This is a genomic window from Rhizobium jaguaris (assembly GCF_003627755.1).
Classification (GTDB): Bacteria; Pseudomonadota; Alphaproteobacteria; order Rhizobiales; family Rhizobiaceae; genus Rhizobium; species Rhizobium jaguaris.
The window spans coordinates 956444-973816 of record NZ_CP032695.1 but is presented as its reverse complement, the minus strand read 5'-3'; the positions used below and the strand labels follow the sequence as shown (position 1 = coordinate 973816).

The following is a 17373-nucleotide window of genomic DNA, read 5'->3' as shown; positions in this document are numbered from 1 at the left end:
GGCAAGTAATCGGATGGATTGGCTCAACCGAATGCTTCGACACGCGCGAGAACAATCTCACATATAGCGTCGTGCGCGATCTTTGCCGCTCCATCTTCCATTCCTTCGGGCAACGCAACGGCAGGTACTGCGTCGCCCAAACGTGCAGCCAGTGACCTGCCACTGAGAATTTCCTCCAGGATGGATTAGAGTCCGGCCTATTAAAGGACGGACGAATGAAGAAGCAGAGATTTACGGAAGAGCAGATTATTGCGGTGCTGAAGGAGCAGGAGGCAGGCGTGAAGGTTGCCGACCTCTGCCGCAAGTATGGGATTTCGGACGCGACATTTTATAACTGGAAAGCCAAATACGGCGGCATGGAGGTGTCCGAGGCGAAGCGCCTGAAGGCGCTCGAAGAGGAGAACGCCAAGCTTAAGAAGCTGCTGGCCGAGCAGATGCTCGATGCCGCCGCACTCCGCGAGCTTCTATCAAAAAAATGGTAGGGCCTGCCGCCAAGCGTGAAGCTGTCATGCATCTGAAGGCCGTCATGGGTCTGTCGGAGCGGCGGGCCTGCCAGATCATATCCGCTGACCGGAAGATGGTGCGCTATCGGTCACGCCGACCGTCAGAGGCCGAACTACGGGAGAAGCGTATGCGGCGTCCACGCCCCATCGAATTTTCAGTTGCAGCGGTCTGAGGTTGATCTACGGGCCGTCAAATGAGCTCACCGAAGAGTACCTGACGAGCTCATTGTGAGGCTCTGATCCGTTGCGCATAAGCCCATGGCATCAGGGCGTCGATGTCTTTGGCGAGGTGGCCGTTTGCGAGGCGGGTGAAGAGGTCGCACAGATAGGCGTAGGGCTCAACGCCGTTCATTTTACAAGTGCCGATCAGGCTGGCAAACCGGGCCCAATTGCGGCCCCCTTCATCGTGCCCCGCAAAGAGCGCATTGCGGCGGTTCATGGCGGGTCGGCGGATCGCGTTTTCCACCAGGTTGGAGTCGATATCGACGTGGCCGTCGTCCAGGAACAGCCGGAAGCCGTCCTGCCGCGTTAGCATATAAGCCAGGGCTTTTCCGAGGTCAGACTTGCGTGAGATGCGCTTGGCTTGCGCTGCCAGCCAGGTGAAGAACTCGTCCACCAGCGGGAGGGACAGGTCCTGTCGAACTGCCCGGCGATGTTTGGGATCTGAGCCCCGGATACTGTCTTCGATCTTGTAGAGCGCGGCGATCCGCACCAGCGCCTCGTCGACGATGGGCGATCCACTCTTTGGCGTGGCCTTGATCAGCTTCCTGCGTCCGTGCGCCCAACAGAAAGCCAGCTTCAAGGGGTCGCCACCCATCCGGTCCGACGTGGCGAGGTGAGAGTAACCACCGTAGGCATCCACCTGGATTGTCCCGTTGAAGCCGTCGAGGATTTCAGCGGCATATTCGCCTTTACGCCCAGGTCGATAATGGAACACCACGCCCGACGGCGCGGAGCCATTCCAGCCGCGATCGTCACGCAACACGGCCCATAGATAACCGGTCTTCGTCTTGCCGCGCCCCGGATCCAACACCGGAGCCGTGGTCTCGTCGACATAGAGCCGCGCGCTTTCCGACAGCAGCCGTTCGGCCATGTGGTCGACCACCGGTGCGATTTCGCTGCCCGTGCGCCCAAGCCAATCGGCCAGGACCGTGCGGTCTATCGGCACCCCGTGTCGCGCCATGACTTCGGCCTGCCGGTTGAGCGGCATATGTTCGGAATGCTTGGAGACGGCAATCTCAGCCAGAAGGGCTTCCGTCGGCCAGCTCCCTTCCAAGAGATGCGCCGGCGCTCTGGCTTGGACGACGCCCGTTCGACCCTTGGGGCATGCGTATTTCGGGCGGATCGTGACGATCACCTCGTAGCGTGCCGGAATCCGGTCGAGCCGTTCCGTCCGATCTTCGCCGATCCGGACCATGTTGCCGCAACCACAGGGGCAGACAATACTGTCGGGCTCAATCACCTTCTCGACCCGCGGCAGGTGTTCGGGCAGTGCACGGGCCTTACGCTCCTTGCGAGGAGCGGCCTTTTCCGGATCGGATGCGCTGGCTTCGATCTTTTTCTCGACGGCGGCGATCCGCGCCTGTGTTTCGGCAATCGCCGTTTCAAGGTCTTCCAGCGCCAGTTCCATCTGCGCCGGATCGAGCTTTTCCGATTTCGGCCCGAACTTGGTGCGCCGATAGTCGTGAACCTGCCCCTCAAGCTTCTCGATCAGTTCCTTCAGCTCGGCGATGAAGGCGTCCTTTTCGGCCACCACAGCCTGCTCATGCTGACGCGCAGCACGCTCGACCGACAGCTCGAACTGCATCGCCGCAAAGGCTTTGATAACCTCTGGCGGAAGGTCCGGAAACAGGCTGAGATCAAGGCGCGACGACATGCGGCCTTATAGCAAGGCAGCACAAAAAAGCCAAATAAAACAATGCAAAGACGGCCGGATATTTACCCTGCCGCCGACGGCGCGGTCACCCGCTGTGCCATGACCCGTCGCCAGTCAAGACCTTCGAACAAAGCCTCATATTGACCCCTGGAAAGACGCATCGTCCCATCCTGAACCTTGGGCCAGGCAAAGTTTCCATGTTCAAGAATTTTGTAGGTTAGCACCATTCCGGTGCCATCCCACACCAGGATCTTCAGGCGATCCCCGCGCTTCGACCGGAAGATCACCGTCACCCCGGAATGCGGGTCGAGCTTCAACTCGGTCTGCACCATCAAGGCCAGCGCCTGATGCCCACAGCGGAAGTCCACCGGACGCGTTGCAATCAGGATCGGCAGTCGTTGGCCCGCGACGATCATGCCGTCCCTCGCATGGCTCGTACCAGAGCCGCCACACGTTCAACCGGCACATCGCCGGGAACCCGCATCACAACATCCGGGCCGATCTCCAACGTCAAGACCGGCCAACCCGCCTCCGGCAGCGGCGGCGCCAAAACATTCACCGCCTCGCTCGGCTCTGCCGCAACCGCCAAAGGCACAAATGCAGGCGCGGCATCGCCGCTCTCCGACAGGCCCGACATAGCCTCAAAAGGCAGGGCCAGAATGCCCTCGCGCACTTGCCGGCGCCACAAGGAAAGCTGGTGCGGCACAACGTCATGACGGCGCGCGACATCAACAACACGAACACCAGGCTCAAGGCTTTCCGCCACGATCCGCGCCTTCACATCATCCGGCCAGCGCCGGTTTCCGCGGCGCGGCTCGACAATTTCGTAGCGGCCAACAAATCCATCATCTGCCATGCCAATCTCCAGATAGTCCTGGAAACCTTCTCGCACACGCAGCAAGCCTCAAAATACAGCCAATCCAATGGGGCGGAGACGGCGCTTACGGAGAAGCTGCGCGATCTCGCCAACGAGCGACGGCGCTTCGGCTACCGACGGCTGTTCGTCCTGCTCAGGCGGGATGGAGAGCCATCCGGCGTCAACCGCATCTATCGGCTGTATCGCGAAGAAGGGCTTTCGGTTCGCAAGCGGAAGGCTCGACGAAGGGCCGTCTGCCGATTCCGATGAAGCCGCCCCTTTGTTCCGAGATGATTGCGCCCCTTGATTCCGGGATGATCTCGCCCCCTGTTTAGTGGGGTCTGCAGGCGATGATTGTTGTCAGTCCATTTAGGCGGGGTGTCAAGCTTTTCGGGGCAGGTTTCGGCGTAGGCTATCGCCGCTCAATTCGATGCGATGGGCGTTGTGAACGAGGCGATCCAGGATGGCATCAGCATAAGTCGGGTTTCCTATGACGTCGTGCCATGCCGACACCGGAAGTTGGCTGGTAATGATGGTTGATCTGCGGCCGTAGCGATCTTCCAGGATTTCGAGGAGGTCGTGCCGGGCCTGTTCGTTGAGCGGTTCGAGACCCCAGTCGTCGAGGATCAGGACTTGAACATGGCCCAGGGTACGTTGCAGCCGAGCATACCTGCCGTCGCCGCGAGCAAGTGCGAGCTGAGCAAACAGTCGTGGGACACGCTGATAGAGAACGGAACGATCGTCACGGCAAGCCTTGTGGCCGAGAGCGCAGGCTAACCAGCTTTTTCCGACACCCGAGGGTCCGCAAATGGCCAGATTGTCATGAGCGTTGATCCAGTCGCCGCCGAGCAGCTTCATGAAGAGCGCGCGATCAAGGCCGCGCTCGCTGCGGTAGTCGACATCTTCCGGGGTGGCCTGGTGGCGAAGCTTGGCAAACCTGAGGCGTGCGGCAAGCTTACGATCGTAGCGGGAACTCCACTCCCGTTCGAGCAGCAGTCCTAGCCACTCGGCATGCGAGAGATGTTCGGCTTCGCCGTTGGTGACGAGCTCCCCGAAGGCCTTTGCCATGCCGGCCAGGCCCATGGAATTGAGTTTGTCGAGTGTTGGATGGGCAAGCATTCTTTGTTCTCCTTAGTGGTAATAGCGAGGTCCACGGATGTTTTCGTGTTGGATAGGCTCATGCGAAGGTGGTCCATTGGTGGAGGCGGCTCGATCGAGATGATTGTCGAGGATGGAGCGCACCGAACCGTAGGTCCGGGCCCCGATCTCAAGCGCACGGCTGCAAGCAGCGTTCACTCTGTCGCGGCCAAAGCTTTTGTTCAGGCGGATAATTCCCATGCAGGCTCGAAAGCCCTGCTCCGGGTGCGGCCTGTCGGCGAGGATCTTCTCACACAGCAATGCAACCTCCGGCCCGATGGAAGAGGCCTCGCGTTGAATGCGTTCGATCGTCCAGTCGGCAAAGCGGCGGTGGGCCGAGGGCATGTGATCGGGGATTGTGGTGTGCTTGCCGTTACCGCTGGAGCGGCGATGAGCGGCTATTCGCTCGCCTTTGTGGAATATCTCGATCGTATTGGCGGTGATGCGCGCCTCGACTTGCTCGCGAGCAAAGCGATAGGGAACGGAGTAATAATGCCGCTCGATCTCGACGTGGTAATCCAATCCAGCACGCCGGATACGCCATTCCGCAAAGACATAGCGTTCAACGGGCAATGGCCTTAAAGCGGGCCGGTCGAGCTCTTCGAACAATTGGCGGCGCGTGACGCCAACCCGGCGAAGGACACGCCTGTCGTTCAAATCATATAGCAAGTCGGCAATCGCCGCATTGACTTCGGCCAGACTGTAGAAGGTGCGATGGCGGAGGCGGCCCAGCAGCCAACGCTCGACGATACGAACCGCAGCCTCGACTTTCGCCTTGTCGCGGGGGCGTCTCGGCCTCGTCGGCAGGACGGCGCTGCCATAATGCGCTGCCATCGCGCAATACGTCCGGTTGACCTGGGGATCGAAGTGGCACGCCTTGATGATCGCCACCTTGGCATTGTCGGGAACCAGCAACGCCGGCGCACCGCCGAAGAACTCCAGCGCCTGAACATGGCATTCGACCCAGTCCGGAAGCGTCTCGGTCCAGCGCGCCTGCGCGAACGAAAGACTGGATGCCCCCAGGACAGCGACAAATAAATGGGCCTGCCGTGTTTTGCCCGACAGCCGATCAACGACAACAGTGACCGTGTCGCCGGCGTAGTCGACGAACAATTTGTCGCCCGCCATATGATCCTGCCGCATCGTCACCGGCAGCTTCAACGCCCAGCCGCGATAGAGGTCACAATATCGGCTGTAGCGGTAACCATCGGGATAACGGCTTATGTATTCGTCCCAGAGAATTTGCAGCGTCACGTGCTTGCGCTTGAGCTCGCGATGGACTTGCACCCAGTCAGGCTCCGGTGCGCGACGATGACCCGTCTTCGTCCCAGCCGCACGGTAGAGCGCCGCCTCCAGGACGGCATCACTCACGTCATCATCCAACGGCCACGAAAGCCCCGCAGCCGCCGCCCGTCGCAGCGTCTCGCGCACCGTCGAGGCTGCTGCTCCGACCCGAACCGCAATCGATTTGTGGCCCAGCCCTTGCTCGGACCGATATCTCAGTATCTCGCGGACACGCCGCATCTCCAGTCTCTCCGCAGGCATCCCGTTCCTTCCTTGTCATCATTGACGGAAGGAACTTCACACCGGCAGAACACCCTTGCCACATCCCTCCGTAGGGGGCGGCATCATCTCGGAACAAGGGGGCGACTAATTCTCGGAATTGGGGGGCGACATCATTTCGGAATCAGGGGGCGGATTGCCTCGGAATTTGCAGGCCGTCGGCACACGTGCGCCGATCCTGGTCGAGGCAAAGGCAAATGCCCGTTGGTCTCTCGATTTCGTGCACGACCAGTTTGCATGCGGGAGACGGTTCCGGGTCCTCAATATCGTCGATGATGTGACACGCGAATGCTTGGCGGCGATCCCGGACACCTCAATCTCCGGCCGTCGTGTTGCTCGCGAGCTGACGACGCTGATCGAACGGCGCGGCAAGCCCGGAATGATTGTCTCCGACAACGGCACCGAACTTACCTCGAATGCCATCCTTGCCTGGTCGAAGGATCACAAGGTCGAGTGGCACTACATCGGTGAGCGCAATGAATGGCCCACGGCTTTTGTGATTGACTAAAATAGGTTTCTGGCTCTCGGTCAGAACTTCTGCTTTGCCCGCTTCGGCATAAAATAGGTTCGGATATTGACGAGTGCTTCGGCGACGGCAGCAGCATCCTGGTGGGTCGCTTTCCGTTTTATCTCGCCGAGCTTGCGGAGTGGCGCGATGATATCCCCAGTGACGGCATGACCTCGAAGGACAGGCCGCCACAGCTTCGGCGCATACCCTGTTCCCAGCAAAAAGCAGAGGTCCCAATCAAATGGATCAAGGGTCTGATCATCGATCTGGGTGAACCTTGGCCGGTGGTCTTTCGGTCTCTCGGAAAGGCTTGCAGATATCCGATTATACTCTGCAACGATCGTCTGCACGGCCCGATGTTCGGTTGTTTCCATCGGCAGGTTTAGGGCATCCGGGCCGGTCAGTTCCGGGATCCATTGCCGTGGGTCGATGAACTTCGGGCCGATGATGAGGGCCGTAAGATAACCATCGAGACTGCTCATTGACCAGATAGGCGATGGCGGACGACGTCTCCTGATAAAGGCTTCGAACGCTTCGTCATCGAGCTTCGGTCGCGGCGTCATCTCCTGGCTGTTCTGTGTCATGCCGCTTGTCGCTCCTGCTGTGTCATCGCTTCGCGCTCCGCCTTCCAGGCCCAAGGCAAAAGGCTCTCCATCTCGTTGGCTTTCACTTTGCCGGAGATGATGCGCTCCAGCACATCGGCAAGCCAGACGTCGGGGTCCACGCCGTTAAGCTTTGCCGTGTTCACGAGCGATGCCAGGACCGCGAAGGTCTTGCCACCCCGCTCGTTGCCCACGAATAATGAGTTCTTTCTCGTCAAGGCCACGGATTTCATTGAACGCTCGACGACATTGGAGTCCACCTCGATCCGGCCATCCTCCAGGAAGGCTGTCAGTCCGCTCCAGTGGTTGAGCATGTAAGTGACTGCCTTGCCAAGTGCCGATTTCGACGACACCTCGTCGCTCAGTTCGGTGAGATGGACCTTCAGTTCTCTCATGATGGGAGCTGCCTCACGACGCCTGCCGCTAAGCCGGGTATCTTCATCTTCCCCTCGTAGTTTTGCTTCGATGCGATAGATTTCGGCAATCCTGGCAAGGATCGACAAGGCCTCCGAAGAGCCGGTCAGTTTGACGACATCAACGAACTTTCGCCGTGCATGGGCGAGGCAGAAGGCCAGCCGCATGGGGGCAACGTTGCTCTTGCCGCGTCGTTTGACCATGGTTTTATAGGCTTGGTATCCATCAACCTGAAGCACGCCGGCAAACGACGACAGTTGCCCCTCAACCTCGCGAGCGCTGCGGCTTTCGGCAAAAGTATAGGCCACCGCCGGTGGCGCCGGACCATTCCAGGGGCGGTCGTCAACTGCTTGCGCCCATAACTGGCAAAGCTTGGTTCGTTTGCGCCCCGGATCGAGGCGCGGAAGTGGCGTCTCGTCACAGAACACCCTTGGCTGCGAGCGGATGAAGGCGGTGAGTGCATCATAGAGAAGTTCGAGCCACCAGGCGACCCGCGTCACCCAGGCACCGAGTGTGCCGCGATCGATGATGACGCCGCAGGAGGCCAGCATCTGGGCCTGGCGATTGAGCGGGAGATGCCAGGCAAACTTCGAAACAGCGACATGCGCGGCAAACGCCGTGGTCACCATGCCACCGTCCATCACGCGCGCTGGTGCCGGCGCCTGCACAACAACGTTTTCGCAAGCCCGGCATGCATAGCGCGGCCGGATCGTCCGTTTCACCCTGACAACCGCAGGCACGATGTCGAGCGCCTCGCTGACATCAGCGCCGATGCAATGAAGTTCGAACGAACAGCAGGGACAAGTCTTGCTCTCCGGCTCGATGACCTCGTCATAACGCGGAAGGTGTTTGGGCAAGCGGCCGATATTGCGGGCTGGCGATCTCCGTGCCTGCGTTTTGTCGTCATCGACTGGCGCGACATCGTCATTGGCAGCAACGGGAATGTCGCTTAGATCGCCAAGATCGAGCATTGCCTGCGTCGGATCGAGCACCGTCATCTTCTCCGATTTCGTCCCGAAGAGTTGGCGCTCAAGGAAGGCCACGCGCGCCTTGAGGTCGGCATTCTCTTCGTTGAGCGAGAGAATGATCCGGGTCAATTGCGCAGCATCCTGGGGCAAGGGATCGGGTCGAAGCGGCATGACAGACCCTACCATATGAGCCTGAATCTTCAAGCAAAACCAATAGGATCAGCCTGCTTTTGAGGGCCTTCTCACCGCGTTTCGTTTGACCCGCGTCCAGTCAATGCCGGCCAGCAAAAGCGAGAACTCCTGGGCACTCATCTGCATCGCGCCATCGCAGATCGGCGGCCAAACGAACTTTCCGCTTTCCAACCACTTTGTTGCCAGGATCATGCCTGATCCGTCCCAGTAAATGCAGCGAAGGCGATCGAGGCGCTTGGCGCGGAATACAAACACGTCGCCACAATACGGATCGGCCGCAAGCGCTGACGCCACCAAGGCCACAAGCCCATTCATCCCGCGCCGGAAGTCGACAGGTTGCGTCGCAACCATGATCTTCGCGCCATTTGGCGAAACTCCGATCACCGGCGCCCTCGCAACGCCGCTACCATCGCCTGCGCCAGTTCAGGCGCCACCGAGCCGATGACCGTCATGCGTGCGCCCGCAATCTCGATCTCAATTCGGCCAGCGAGAACCTCCGGGGCATTCGATGGCGAGCCTTCGTGTCGTGCGCCATCCCCAACCACTGTCACCGGCACGAACACGGCAGGTGGCAAACTGGTCTTTGCCGACCGTTGAGAGGTTAGTCCGGCTTCCCGTCGCCACACATTCAGCAAGCCGCGATTGACGCCCCAGCGCCTCGCAACAGCCGAAATGTTCACTTCAGGTTCTGCGCTCTCCGCGAGAATCCGCGCCTTCTCCTCGTCAGTCCAATTCCGCCGCTGCCGCCGACCGGTGATCATCTCGATCCGCCGATACTTTCCCTCATGCCTGGCTTCATGCATGCCTTCATCCATGACTTCAAGCATGGCATCAGCGCGATCTCCAACCATCCCGGTCCACTCCTATCAATGATAGAGCTTATCTCGCGGCCTCATTCACAAAAGAAAAGGTGGGCTGTTCGTCGCGCTCACCTACATCGCGCCGGGAAGACCCATGCAGAACGGTTATGTCGAGTCCTTCAATGGTCGGATGCGCGACGAGCTGCTCAACGAGAGCCTGTTCTTCGGTCTCGACCACGCCCGAAGCGCCATCGCCGAATGGGCGGACGATTATAACCATTTCCGGCCGCACTCATCGCTCGGATATCAGACCCCGGCAGGCTACGCCGGGATCATCGCCGCAACCGGCTCCAACGCTGCGCAAGATCAAAGCTTCGCGTTTCCGCCGGTTGCTCACACCGCGCCACTTGGCGTATTCAAAACCGCCGAGGCTCTAATCGCCGCCGGATGAAAATTCAGTGGCAGGTCACCAGCTCCGACATCGACGCTTCGGCTCGCGCGGCCGGCAGATCGATGGTCCGAGCAAGCGTCAGAAAATCCTGACGTGTCAGGCGATCGTCCTTGCCATTGAGTTTTAGTGCCATGCGATCGCCGGCAAGGCCGGGGAATACACGGGTCGTGACCGCATCATAAAGCGGTGCAAACCGCACAGTCGCAAACTGACGCGGTCCGGGTTCCGCGATCTTCAGAAGCGCCAGGTTCTTAAGATGCATATCACCATCCGCGATGAACCAGGCGAACAATGCACGTCAAAATAGGGTTTCGAGATCAGCCACGCAAGCCAATCGCGAACGTCTTCGTAGTTGCACTTTCGCGGTAGGGACGCCCATTACTGGGCGCCCCCCGCTCAGATCCGAGCGAGCCCGATTCGAGCACTCGGCTCCTACCTTGGGTGGCTGACGGCGAAGCGCTCATTGGGCCACGGGTGAAGGATACGCGGTTTGGGGAGCCAGTCGTCGGTCAGTTTCGTCATGCGGGCCCAGGTGAAACCGTCTCGTTGGCTGCGCCGCCGAAGCGTTCGCCGCCAGAGATCGGTCACATGGTGCCGGAACGCCGAAAGCGCCCGGCCATTCGTCGGCACCGCATAATAGCCGAAATAACCTGTCACGACCTGCCTCAGCCACTTCCCCTGTTCGGGGATCGGCCGATGCATCCGACGCCGCAGCTCCGCCTTGATGTCCTTGAGCTTCGCCCGCATGCGGTCGCTTCGGGTCTTCCGCCTAAGCTGGAAGCGCCCTTTGCGCGATTTTCCGCAGATGAAGGTAAATCCCAGGAATGCGAAAGTCTCCGGTTTGCCGAGCCCGCGCTTCTTGCGATCGACCGCCGCAAAGCGACCAAACTCAATCAGGCGGGTCTTGTCCGGATGGAGCGACAGTGCGAACTCCTCAAGCCTTGCGCGCATCGCATCGAGGAAGTGACGAGCATCCTCCTCGCGCTCGAAACCAACGACCACATCATCGGCATAGCGCACGATGATCATACCGCCGGTAGCCTCACGCTGTCGCCAGCGCTGGGCCCACAGGTCGAAGACGTAGTGCAGGTAGATATTGGCCAGAAGCGGCGAAATCACCGATCCTTGACCCGTTCCCCTGTCCTCCACAGTCACGATCCCGTCTTCGAGGATGCCCGCCTTGAGCCATTTGCGGATCAGGCGGATGATGCGCTTGTCGCCGATCCTGTGTTCGACGAAGCGAACCAGCCATTCCTGACTGACCGCCCCGAAGAAATTCTGGATGTCGGCGTCGACGATCCAGTTCACCTTCCGTCGGTCGATTGCGACGTACAAGGCATCCAATGCATCGTGCGGCCCTCTTCCGGGTCGGAACCCGTAGGAGAACCCACAGAAGTCGCCTTCATAGATGGCATTGAGCACCATGACCGTTGTACCCTGAACGATCTTATCTTCCAGAGCTGCAATCGCTAGCGGCCGCTGTTTCCCGTCCGCCTTCGGTATATATGTCCGGCGAGACGGTTGTGGTCGGTACGTTCCCCGATGGACCCGTTCGTGCAGGTCCCTGAGCCGAGGCTCAAGGTCCGCCTCGTAGTCCTGCCATGTCATGCCATCCACCCCGGGAGCGGCCTTGCGCTTAAGCGTGTAGAACGCCGTCCGAAGTGTGTCGACATTGATATGGTGGAAGAGCGCGGTGAACCGTTCCTTCTTCCTCAGCCTTGCGGCTTGCCGTACGCGGTCCAGCGCCTGGGACATGCGAGCCCGGCTCTGTGTCCGGTGCATGTGTTGCTGTTCCGCATTCCCCTTGGTCCCCGGCCTTGGCTCCACCAACTCCGCCACCGGTCGCCCGGCTTTGTTCGTCGGCTTCCCAGCTACTATGCCGGAGTCAGACTTCTCTGGATCGTGCATCAACGGCTACGGCTCCTCGCCTTCCCGTTGCGGACCATCCACACCGTAGTCTTGGGGTGTTTGGCCAATCCAGAGATCTCCCGGTTCCCGTACAAGGAGCTTCCGCACATGCCAGGGTCTCAGACCACGCCAGATCGGAACAGGCGCTCGCGAAAAATCGCGCTTGTCCGTTTCGCCTTCCGCTAAATTAACGGCGTCGGCATCCGGGACGATATCCCTTTCGTGGCTCAATGGCTGGCCTATGCGCTCCCCTGCCGACGCTTCGCCGGCATCCTCGCGGATGCCTGCGCACGGCTCGGGGCCGATGTGGGTCGCTACTCCTTCGTCGTAGTGGACTTTCACCACCTACTCCTTGCCGGTCTCCCGGCGCACTAATTGAGATCCTCTTCGTCAGGAATCTCAAATTATCTGCCAAACAAATTCGAAACAAACGACATCCTCGGCTATTCTTCAGACATATCATCATCCGCGATCTTGCGCAGCAGGAAGAGCAGCGCCACCCGCTCGGCCGGGTTCAGGCGTGCCATCGTCTTTTCGCTAATCTGGCGCGCTTGCGGGTACATGGCCTGGAGGAGCGCTTCGCCTTTTGGGAGGATGCTGATGATGACCTTGCGGCCGTCAGCTTCATCTTTCGAAAGCTCGATCAGGCCCCTCGCCTTCAAGCGGTCAACGATACCGCGGATCGTTGCCTGATCCACTGATGTCGCCTTGACGAGTTCGACCTGCGAACTGGGCCCAAGATCATGAAGGGCGCATAGGGTAACAAACTGCACGGAGGTCAGATCGGGATCGATCGTGCCTTCTTGAAAGATCGAGAGGTGTCGTTGGTAGGCCTTGCGCAGGAGATGTCCGACCTGCTCGGTCACATTATATCCGCTCTGGGACAATATTACATCTTCCGACTGCTCGTTGCTCTTTTTGCTCATTCACCGGCAGGCCTCTGTTTTCACGGCAGTCTTACACGATCCATCTGAAGCCGAATATACCGAAGCCGTGCCGCCTAATCGGACGTGCGGCGTGACCCGCCATCCCTCACGATCGGGGAGAAGGCGGGTCACCAGTTCTTACTTGCGGATATACTGCATTTCCTTCACGGCGATGTCGCCGTTGAGTACCATCGGCTCGTCGTCCAGGAACAGCGAGCAACCGCGCATCGGGATATCCAGGTGGCAGGCGGTGTCGTTCGGGCCGCCGAGCTCGTTGTTCGGGCCGGTTGAGAACATCACGTTGCCATAGAAAGAGCGGGCTTCCATGCCCATGCCGCCCGGGAACTCTCCCGGCACCATACGATGCCACTTGGCGTTCTGGTTGAGGCCCCAGCCGACATGGCTCATGCCCATGCCGCGCGGATCGTTGAAGCCGTCCATGTAGGACTTGACCAGATCGGCGTCGAGCCCGCCCCTGATGTCGGTGATCCAGCCCTTTTCGATGGTGTAGGTGATCGGGTCGCGAACGTAGATGTTCTGCGGCAGCAGGATATCGCCCGGTGCAACGACGATCGTGCCGTCGACGCCATCATCGTCACCGCGGTGAAGACGAAGCCGGACGGCCAGTGGTCCCAGCGGCCGGGCTCGTCGGTGCATGCATATTCGGTGATGGCGGGATAGGTGTTGAGCTTATAGGTGACGTCAGTGCCGTGCGGCGAGGTGATCCTCATGACCTTTGCCTTGGAGAGCAGGTCACCAGCGAACTCGACGCGCTCACGCAGTTCCTTCGTCGGCAGCATGCGGGCGAGAACTTCCGGCGGTTCGACAGCGGTCAGGATGCGCGTCCCGGCTGCCTGGATCGCCATCTGCTCCGGGCTGAAGAGCAAGAAGATGCAGTCGATCAGCATGTCGGCGGCCTTGAGGGCCTCAACTGCTTCCGGCATGGAGGCAAGGCCGGTCTGGCCGACAGCCCATGCACCCGCCGGCGGCACCGGCGGCAGACGCATGTGATACATTTTGGCGCCGAGACGCATGCCCGCCGCCATGAAGGCGTCAGCATAGTCCAGACGCTCGTTACCCTGTGTCAGGACGATAAGTTTTTCGCCCTCGTGGACACCTGACATCTTCAGCTGATGCAGGCAGATTTCCGTGAAGCTGAATTGATCCATGCTCGTTCCCCTTGTTGGTTGAAGGCCCAGGTGCTTTTTCGATTACGGACGGTCGGACTTGACCTTGGCGATTTCGGTAATCGCCTCCTCCCTCGAAACGACGTCGCCATACTTGCTATCGATGTCGAAGAGGTTGGCATTGTGCGGGTCCGGATGGCGGTCGCCGACGCAATCACGCACGACAATGGCCCGAAACCCGTGCTGCACGGCATCGACCGCGCTGGCGCGGATGCATCCGCTCGTCGAGCAGCCTGCCATGATGACGGTATCTATACCCTGCGCATGCAGATGGGAGGCAAGGCTGGTGCCGAAGAAGGCGCTGGCATACTGCTTGACGATGACAAGCTCGCCCGCTGTCGGCTCGACGCCCTCGCAGAACTCGGCCAGCACATTGCCTTCAACCATGGCCTTCATGACCGGCGACTTCCTGACCCACATGCCGCCATCGGCGCAGTTTTCCGCAAGATAGAGAATACGTGTGTGGATCACGGGGATGCCTGAAGCCCGGGCGGAGGCGATCAGCGCCGGTGTTTGCGCCACCGCTTCGACGACGCCGGGTGCATAGAGCGGCGCTCCTTCGATCGTGTAAGCCTTGAGAAAATCGATAACGACGAGCGCTGGCCGCTGGCCGAAGCCGATGCGGTTGCCCCAGACACCCTGATAATTGGCTTCAGCGGTTTGCATTGTCGTCTCCCTTAGTAGGCGCCGGACAAGAGCGCGCCGGCACCCGGCACAACGGCTTCCAGCCCGAGCGATTTCAGCATGCAATAGGTCGTGGCAACAGCGGCCGTCAGTACCGGCTTGCCGGTCATGGCTTCGACCTTCGCGATAACAGGCAGCGAAGGCATCTGGACGCATGCCGAAAGGACGATCACATCGACATCCGTCAGATCTAGCGTCTGGACAATGGCCGGAAGATTTTCCGGGTCATGCCGGGCGACATCGAGATTGTCGGGGATTTCCAGCGCACGCCAGTCCATGACCTCGAAGCCCTCTTCGCGGATATAATCGACTACGAGTTCGGTGAGCGGCTTCATGTAGGGCGCAACGACGGCAATCTTCCTTGCATTCATCACCGTTAGGCCCTCGATCAGGGCACCAGCGCTGGTTACGACTGGAATGTTCGCGCCGTTTTCCTGCGTGCGCCCCGTCAGGCGCTTTTCCGACTGGCGGTGATAACCGAGACCCATCGCCATGATGGCAACAAGGCAGGCATAACCCAGCACATCGACGCGGGCATCCGAAAGCTCGACGGCGCAGCGGTCCGATTCCGCATCCATCGCCGCCAGCTCTTCCTTGACGACCTTCTTCATCCGCATGCGGCTTGAATGGAACGTGAAGCGCTCAGGCCGGATGGACTGGCGGGTGGTCAGCATGGCCGGAATTTCGGTTTCCATCGTGGTGTTGGAACTCGGAACGATCTGGCCGATACGGTAATATTTCTGCACGGATGAAATCCTCTGCTGCATGGAAGTCGAAAAACAGGCAAGTGGCGAAGCAAAACGCTTCACCACCAAAATCAACGGGACAGGAAGTCGCCGAGCGCGAGGAAGAAGCCGTCGAAGTCATCCCACGGGATCATGTGGCCGGCATTTGGCACGCGGGTGATCTCGATCGCGCCGTTCAGCCCGGAAATCTCCTGCTCGTCCACGGCCTCGATGACGCCGCCGCGTCCTGCCACCATCAGCATGCAGGGCTGCTTTAGGTTGGCGAAATCGCCGAAGATGTCGTCATTGTGGAAGTCTTCGAATGCCTTGACGATGGCCGGCAGGTAGCAGGTGTGCAGCCATTCGGCCCGCAGCCGCAGCTGCTCGAGGGTCCATGTCGGGCAGAACGCCTTCATGCCTTCGGCATCGATGCCCTTCTCTGCAAGCGTGATGGAATCGACATACCACGGCAGCTTGCTCGGATAGGGCCGGCGGCCGGGACCGGAAACCGGCGGATCGACCAGGACCAGACGGGAGAAAGCGCCTTCCGCGGAGACCGCGGCGCGCATTGCAATGCGAGCGCCCATTGAATGGCCAACAATCGCCGGCTTGTTGAAACCAAGAGCGTTCGAAAACGAGATCACGTCCTGCGCCATGGCGTCCAGGCCATAATCCAGGTCCGGGCCGGTGGATGAAAGACCACGGCCGCGGACATCAGTGACATAGACATCGTACTGCTCGGCCAGGCGCTCAGCCGCGAAGCCCCAGGTGATGGCGGGGCTGGTGATGCCGGGTATCAAGATGACGACCGGACCCTTGCCGCCGTAGCGGAGGTAATGCTGACGGATGCCGTTGGCGAAAACATTTGCACCGTAAAGAGGACCCTTGCTCATGCTGCTTTCTCACTCTTCAACGGCTCGGCATAGAGATCGTAGCCGTAGACCCACGATGGATCTTCCTGATCGAGCAGGAAGGTATTGGCATTCGAGACCGTCTGAACGCGGGTTGCGCGGTCACGACGGTTGGCTTCGTAGAGACCGAAGGCGGTGGCGAAGTTGTTGACGCCGGTCTCCTGGAGGCAGCGCGTCAGCATGGCCGCATCCTCGATGGCCATGGCTGCACCCTGTGCCATATGCGGCTTCATCGGATGGCAGGCATCGCCCAGCAGCACCAATCGGCCACGGCTCCAGAGCGGCAGCGGGTTCCGGTTGAACAGCGGCCACTTGGTGACTTCGTCCGTGCTTTCGATCAGCGCCTGAATGACAGGGTGATAACCCTCAAATTCCGAGAACATTTCCTCGCGGCTGCTGGGCACGAATGCAGTGTCGAATTCCCAGGCCGGATGCGGCACGCCCGTGACATAATAATATTCATCGCGCCGGGCCGTCGTGTAGTAGACCATCATGTGGCGGTCCGGACCCCACCACTTGACGCAGTCTTCGAAGGTCAGATCGTACTTGCGCAGCTTGTCGGAAGAAATAAGCGCACGATGGCCCACCCAGCCGCTGTAATTCGGCTTCTCCGCACCCAGCAGTGTTTCGCGGACGCGTGAATTGATGCCGTCGGCGCCGACCACGATATCCGCCCTGACCGAGGTCCCGTCTTCGAATTCGATCAGAACATCCGTGCCGTTGTCGTCGATGCGGGTCAGCTTCTTTCCGAAATGCAACGTTCCCGGCTGCAGGGCATCACACTGGATGCCCTGGAGGTCGCCGCGATGTACGGTGCAGTAGGTCGCACCATAGCCTTCGAGCGGAATACGCGACCGATAGTCACCGCTGATGCCGTCACGGCTGAACCAGTGGCTGGGCGTGCTGCTGATGCTGACAACCTTTTCCGCAACGCCGATGCGCTCGAAGATCTTGATGACATTCGGCCCCATATGGATGCCGGCGCCCAGACGCGAAAAGCTCGGCGCCTGTTCATAGACGTTCACGTCGAAGCCGGCATGCTGGAGCAGCGCTCCAGCCACAGCGCCGCCGAGGCCGGCGCCAATAATCGCGATTCTTTCCTTACCGTTGGACATGGCCGACCCTTCTCGCCGTCACCTGGACGCGTAAACTGGAATTGGAA

Annotated in this window: 16 protein-coding genes and 6 pseudogenes; 4 read left to right on the top strand and 18 right to left on the bottom strand. The window is 60.0% G+C overall.

Annotation, left to right across the window (positions count from 1 at the left end):
- Positions 1-215: 215 nt before the first annotated feature.
- A pseudogene (locus CCGE525_RS26845) lies at positions 216-628 on the top strand (transposase); the annotation flags it as partial.
- 98 nt (positions 629-726) lie between these two features.
- Here CCGE525_RS26845 and tnpC (CCGE525_RS26840) read toward each other — a convergent pair.
- The 3 genes from tnpC (CCGE525_RS26840) to tnpA (CCGE525_RS26830) all read right to left on the bottom strand — a co-directional run bounded on the left by tnpC (CCGE525_RS26840) (position 727) and on the right by tnpA (CCGE525_RS26830) (position 3235).
- On the bottom strand, positions 727-2379 hold the full coding sequence (tnpC, locus tag CCGE525_RS26840) for an IS66 family transposase (RefSeq protein ID WP_120702553.1): 1653 nt from the start codon (positions 2377-2379) through the stop codon (positions 727-729).
- A gap of 62 nt (positions 2380-2441) precedes the next feature.
- Entirely contained in the window at positions 2442-2795 is a 354-nt protein-coding gene (gene tnpB / locus CCGE525_RS26835; RefSeq protein WP_028005268.1) for an IS66 family insertion sequence element accessory protein TnpB, read from the bottom strand.
- On the bottom strand, positions 2792-3235 hold the full coding sequence (gene tnpA / locus CCGE525_RS26830; RefSeq protein ID WP_120702554.1) for an IS66-like element accessory protein TnpA: 444 nt from the start codon (positions 3233-3235) through the stop codon (positions 2792-2794). Before tnpA (CCGE525_RS26830) ends, tnpB (CCGE525_RS26835) begins: the two co-directional genes overlap by 4 nt.
- Positions 3236-3319: 84 nt before the next feature.
- On the opposite strand from tnpA (CCGE525_RS26830), the pseudogene CCGE525_RS38800 reads away from it, so the two are divergent.
- Positions 3320-3490: pseudogene (locus CCGE525_RS38800) on the top strand (IS3 family transposase); the annotation flags it as partial.
- 126 nt (positions 3491-3616) lie between these two features.
- On the opposite strand, the gene istB reads toward CCGE525_RS38800, so the two are convergent.
- Together istB and istA are read right to left on the bottom strand one after the other, a co-directional pair.
- A complete protein-coding gene (gene istB / locus CCGE525_RS26820) occupies positions 3617-4354 on the bottom strand; it encodes an IS21-like element helper ATPase IstB (protein WP_120702904.1) in 738 nt (245 codons plus the stop codon).
- Between the two features lie 12 nt (positions 4355-4366).
- Entirely contained in the window at positions 4367-5896 is a 1530-nt protein-coding gene (istA, locus tag CCGE525_RS26815) for an IS21 family transposase (RefSeq protein ID WP_120703235.1), read from the bottom strand.
- A gap of 190 nt (positions 5897-6086) precedes the next feature.
- Between istA and CCGE525_RS26810 the strand changes: the two are divergent.
- Positions 6087-6434 (top strand): annotated as a pseudogene (locus tag CCGE525_RS26810) (DDE-type integrase/transposase/recombinase); the annotation flags it as partial.
- A gap of 29 nt (positions 6435-6463) precedes the next feature.
- On the opposite strand, the gene CCGE525_RS26805 reads toward CCGE525_RS26810, so the two are convergent.
- From CCGE525_RS26805 to tnpA (CCGE525_RS26790), 4 genes are read right to left on the bottom strand one after another with little or no spacing between them, the layout of a single operon-like run.
- A complete protein-coding gene (locus CCGE525_RS26805) occupies positions 6464-7027 on the bottom strand; it encodes a UPF0149 family protein (RefSeq protein ID WP_120702909.1) in 564 nt (187 codons plus the stop codon).
- Positions 7024-8598, bottom strand: a complete 1575-nt coding sequence (gene tnpC, locus CCGE525_RS26800) for an IS66 family transposase (RefSeq protein ID WP_120702910.1) — start codon at positions 8596-8598, stop codon at positions 7024-7026. The genes CCGE525_RS26805 and tnpC (CCGE525_RS26800) overlap by 4 nt, the downstream gene beginning before the upstream one ends.
- Positions 8599-8646: 48 nt before the next feature.
- Positions 8647-9003 carry an IS66 family insertion sequence element accessory protein TnpB gene (gene tnpB, locus CCGE525_RS26795; protein ID WP_120702911.1) on the bottom strand — a complete coding sequence of 119 codons (357 nt, stop codon included), beginning with the start codon at positions 9001-9003 and terminating at the stop codon, positions 8647-8649.
- The gene (tnpA, locus tag CCGE525_RS26790) at positions 9000-9470 is read right to left on the bottom strand and encodes an IS66-like element accessory protein TnpA (RefSeq protein ID WP_120702912.1); all 471 of its coding nucleotides are present in this window, start codon (positions 9468-9470) and stop codon (positions 9000-9002) included. Before tnpA (CCGE525_RS26790) ends, tnpB (CCGE525_RS26795) begins: the two co-directional genes overlap by 4 nt.
- An 82-nt stretch (positions 9471-9552) precedes the next feature.
- Between tnpA (CCGE525_RS26790) and CCGE525_RS26785 the strand changes: the two are divergent.
- Positions 9553-9870: pseudogene (locus CCGE525_RS26785) on the top strand (integrase core domain-containing protein); the annotation flags it as partial.
- A 19-nt stretch (positions 9871-9889) separates the two neighbouring features.
- On the opposite strand, the pseudogene CCGE525_RS26780 reads toward CCGE525_RS26785, so the two are convergent.
- The 9 genes and pseudogenes from CCGE525_RS26780 to CCGE525_RS26745 all read right to left on the bottom strand — a co-directional run.
- Positions 9890-10192: pseudogene (locus tag CCGE525_RS26780) on the bottom strand (HipA domain-containing protein); the annotation flags it as partial.
- A gap of 110 nt (positions 10193-10302) precedes the next feature.
- Positions 10303-11778, bottom strand: a complete 1476-nt coding sequence (gene ltrA, locus CCGE525_RS26775) for a group II intron reverse transcriptase/maturase (RefSeq protein ID WP_120705659.1) — start codon at positions 11776-11778, stop codon at positions 10303-10305.
- Between the two features lie 6 nt (positions 11779-11784).
- On the bottom strand, positions 11785-12120 hold the full coding sequence (locus tag CCGE525_RS38495; RefSeq protein WP_245472043.1) for a hypothetical protein: 336 nt from the start codon (positions 12118-12120) through the stop codon (positions 11785-11787).
- Positions 12121-12221: 101 nt separating this feature from the next.
- A complete protein-coding gene (locus CCGE525_RS26770; RefSeq protein ID WP_120707315.1) occupies positions 12222-12704 on the bottom strand; it encodes a MarR family winged helix-turn-helix transcriptional regulator in 483 nt (160 codons plus the stop codon).
- A gap of 138 nt (positions 12705-12842) precedes the next feature.
- Positions 12843-13873, bottom strand: a pseudogene (locus tag CCGE525_RS26765) (2,5-dihydroxypyridine 5,6-dioxygenase NicX family protein).
- A gap of 42 nt (positions 13874-13915) precedes the next feature.
- A complete protein-coding gene (locus CCGE525_RS26760) occupies positions 13916-14557 on the bottom strand; it encodes an N-carbamoylsarcosine amidohydrolase (protein ID WP_120707314.1) in 642 nt (213 codons plus the stop codon).
- Between the two features lie 11 nt (positions 14558-14568).
- Positions 14569-15321, bottom strand: a complete 753-nt coding sequence (locus tag CCGE525_RS26755) for a maleate cis-trans isomerase family protein (RefSeq protein WP_120708646.1) — start codon at positions 15319-15321, stop codon at positions 14569-14571.
- A 71-nt stretch (positions 15322-15392) separates the two neighbouring features.
- Entirely contained in the window at positions 15393-16193 is an 801-nt protein-coding gene (locus CCGE525_RS26750; RefSeq protein ID WP_120707313.1) for an alpha/beta fold hydrolase, read from the bottom strand.
- A complete protein-coding gene (locus tag CCGE525_RS26745) occupies positions 16190-17326 on the bottom strand; it encodes an FAD-dependent monooxygenase (RefSeq protein WP_120707312.1) in 1137 nt (378 codons plus the stop codon). Before CCGE525_RS26745 ends, CCGE525_RS26750 begins: the two co-directional genes overlap by 4 nt.
- Positions 17327-17373: the final 47 nt, after the last annotated feature.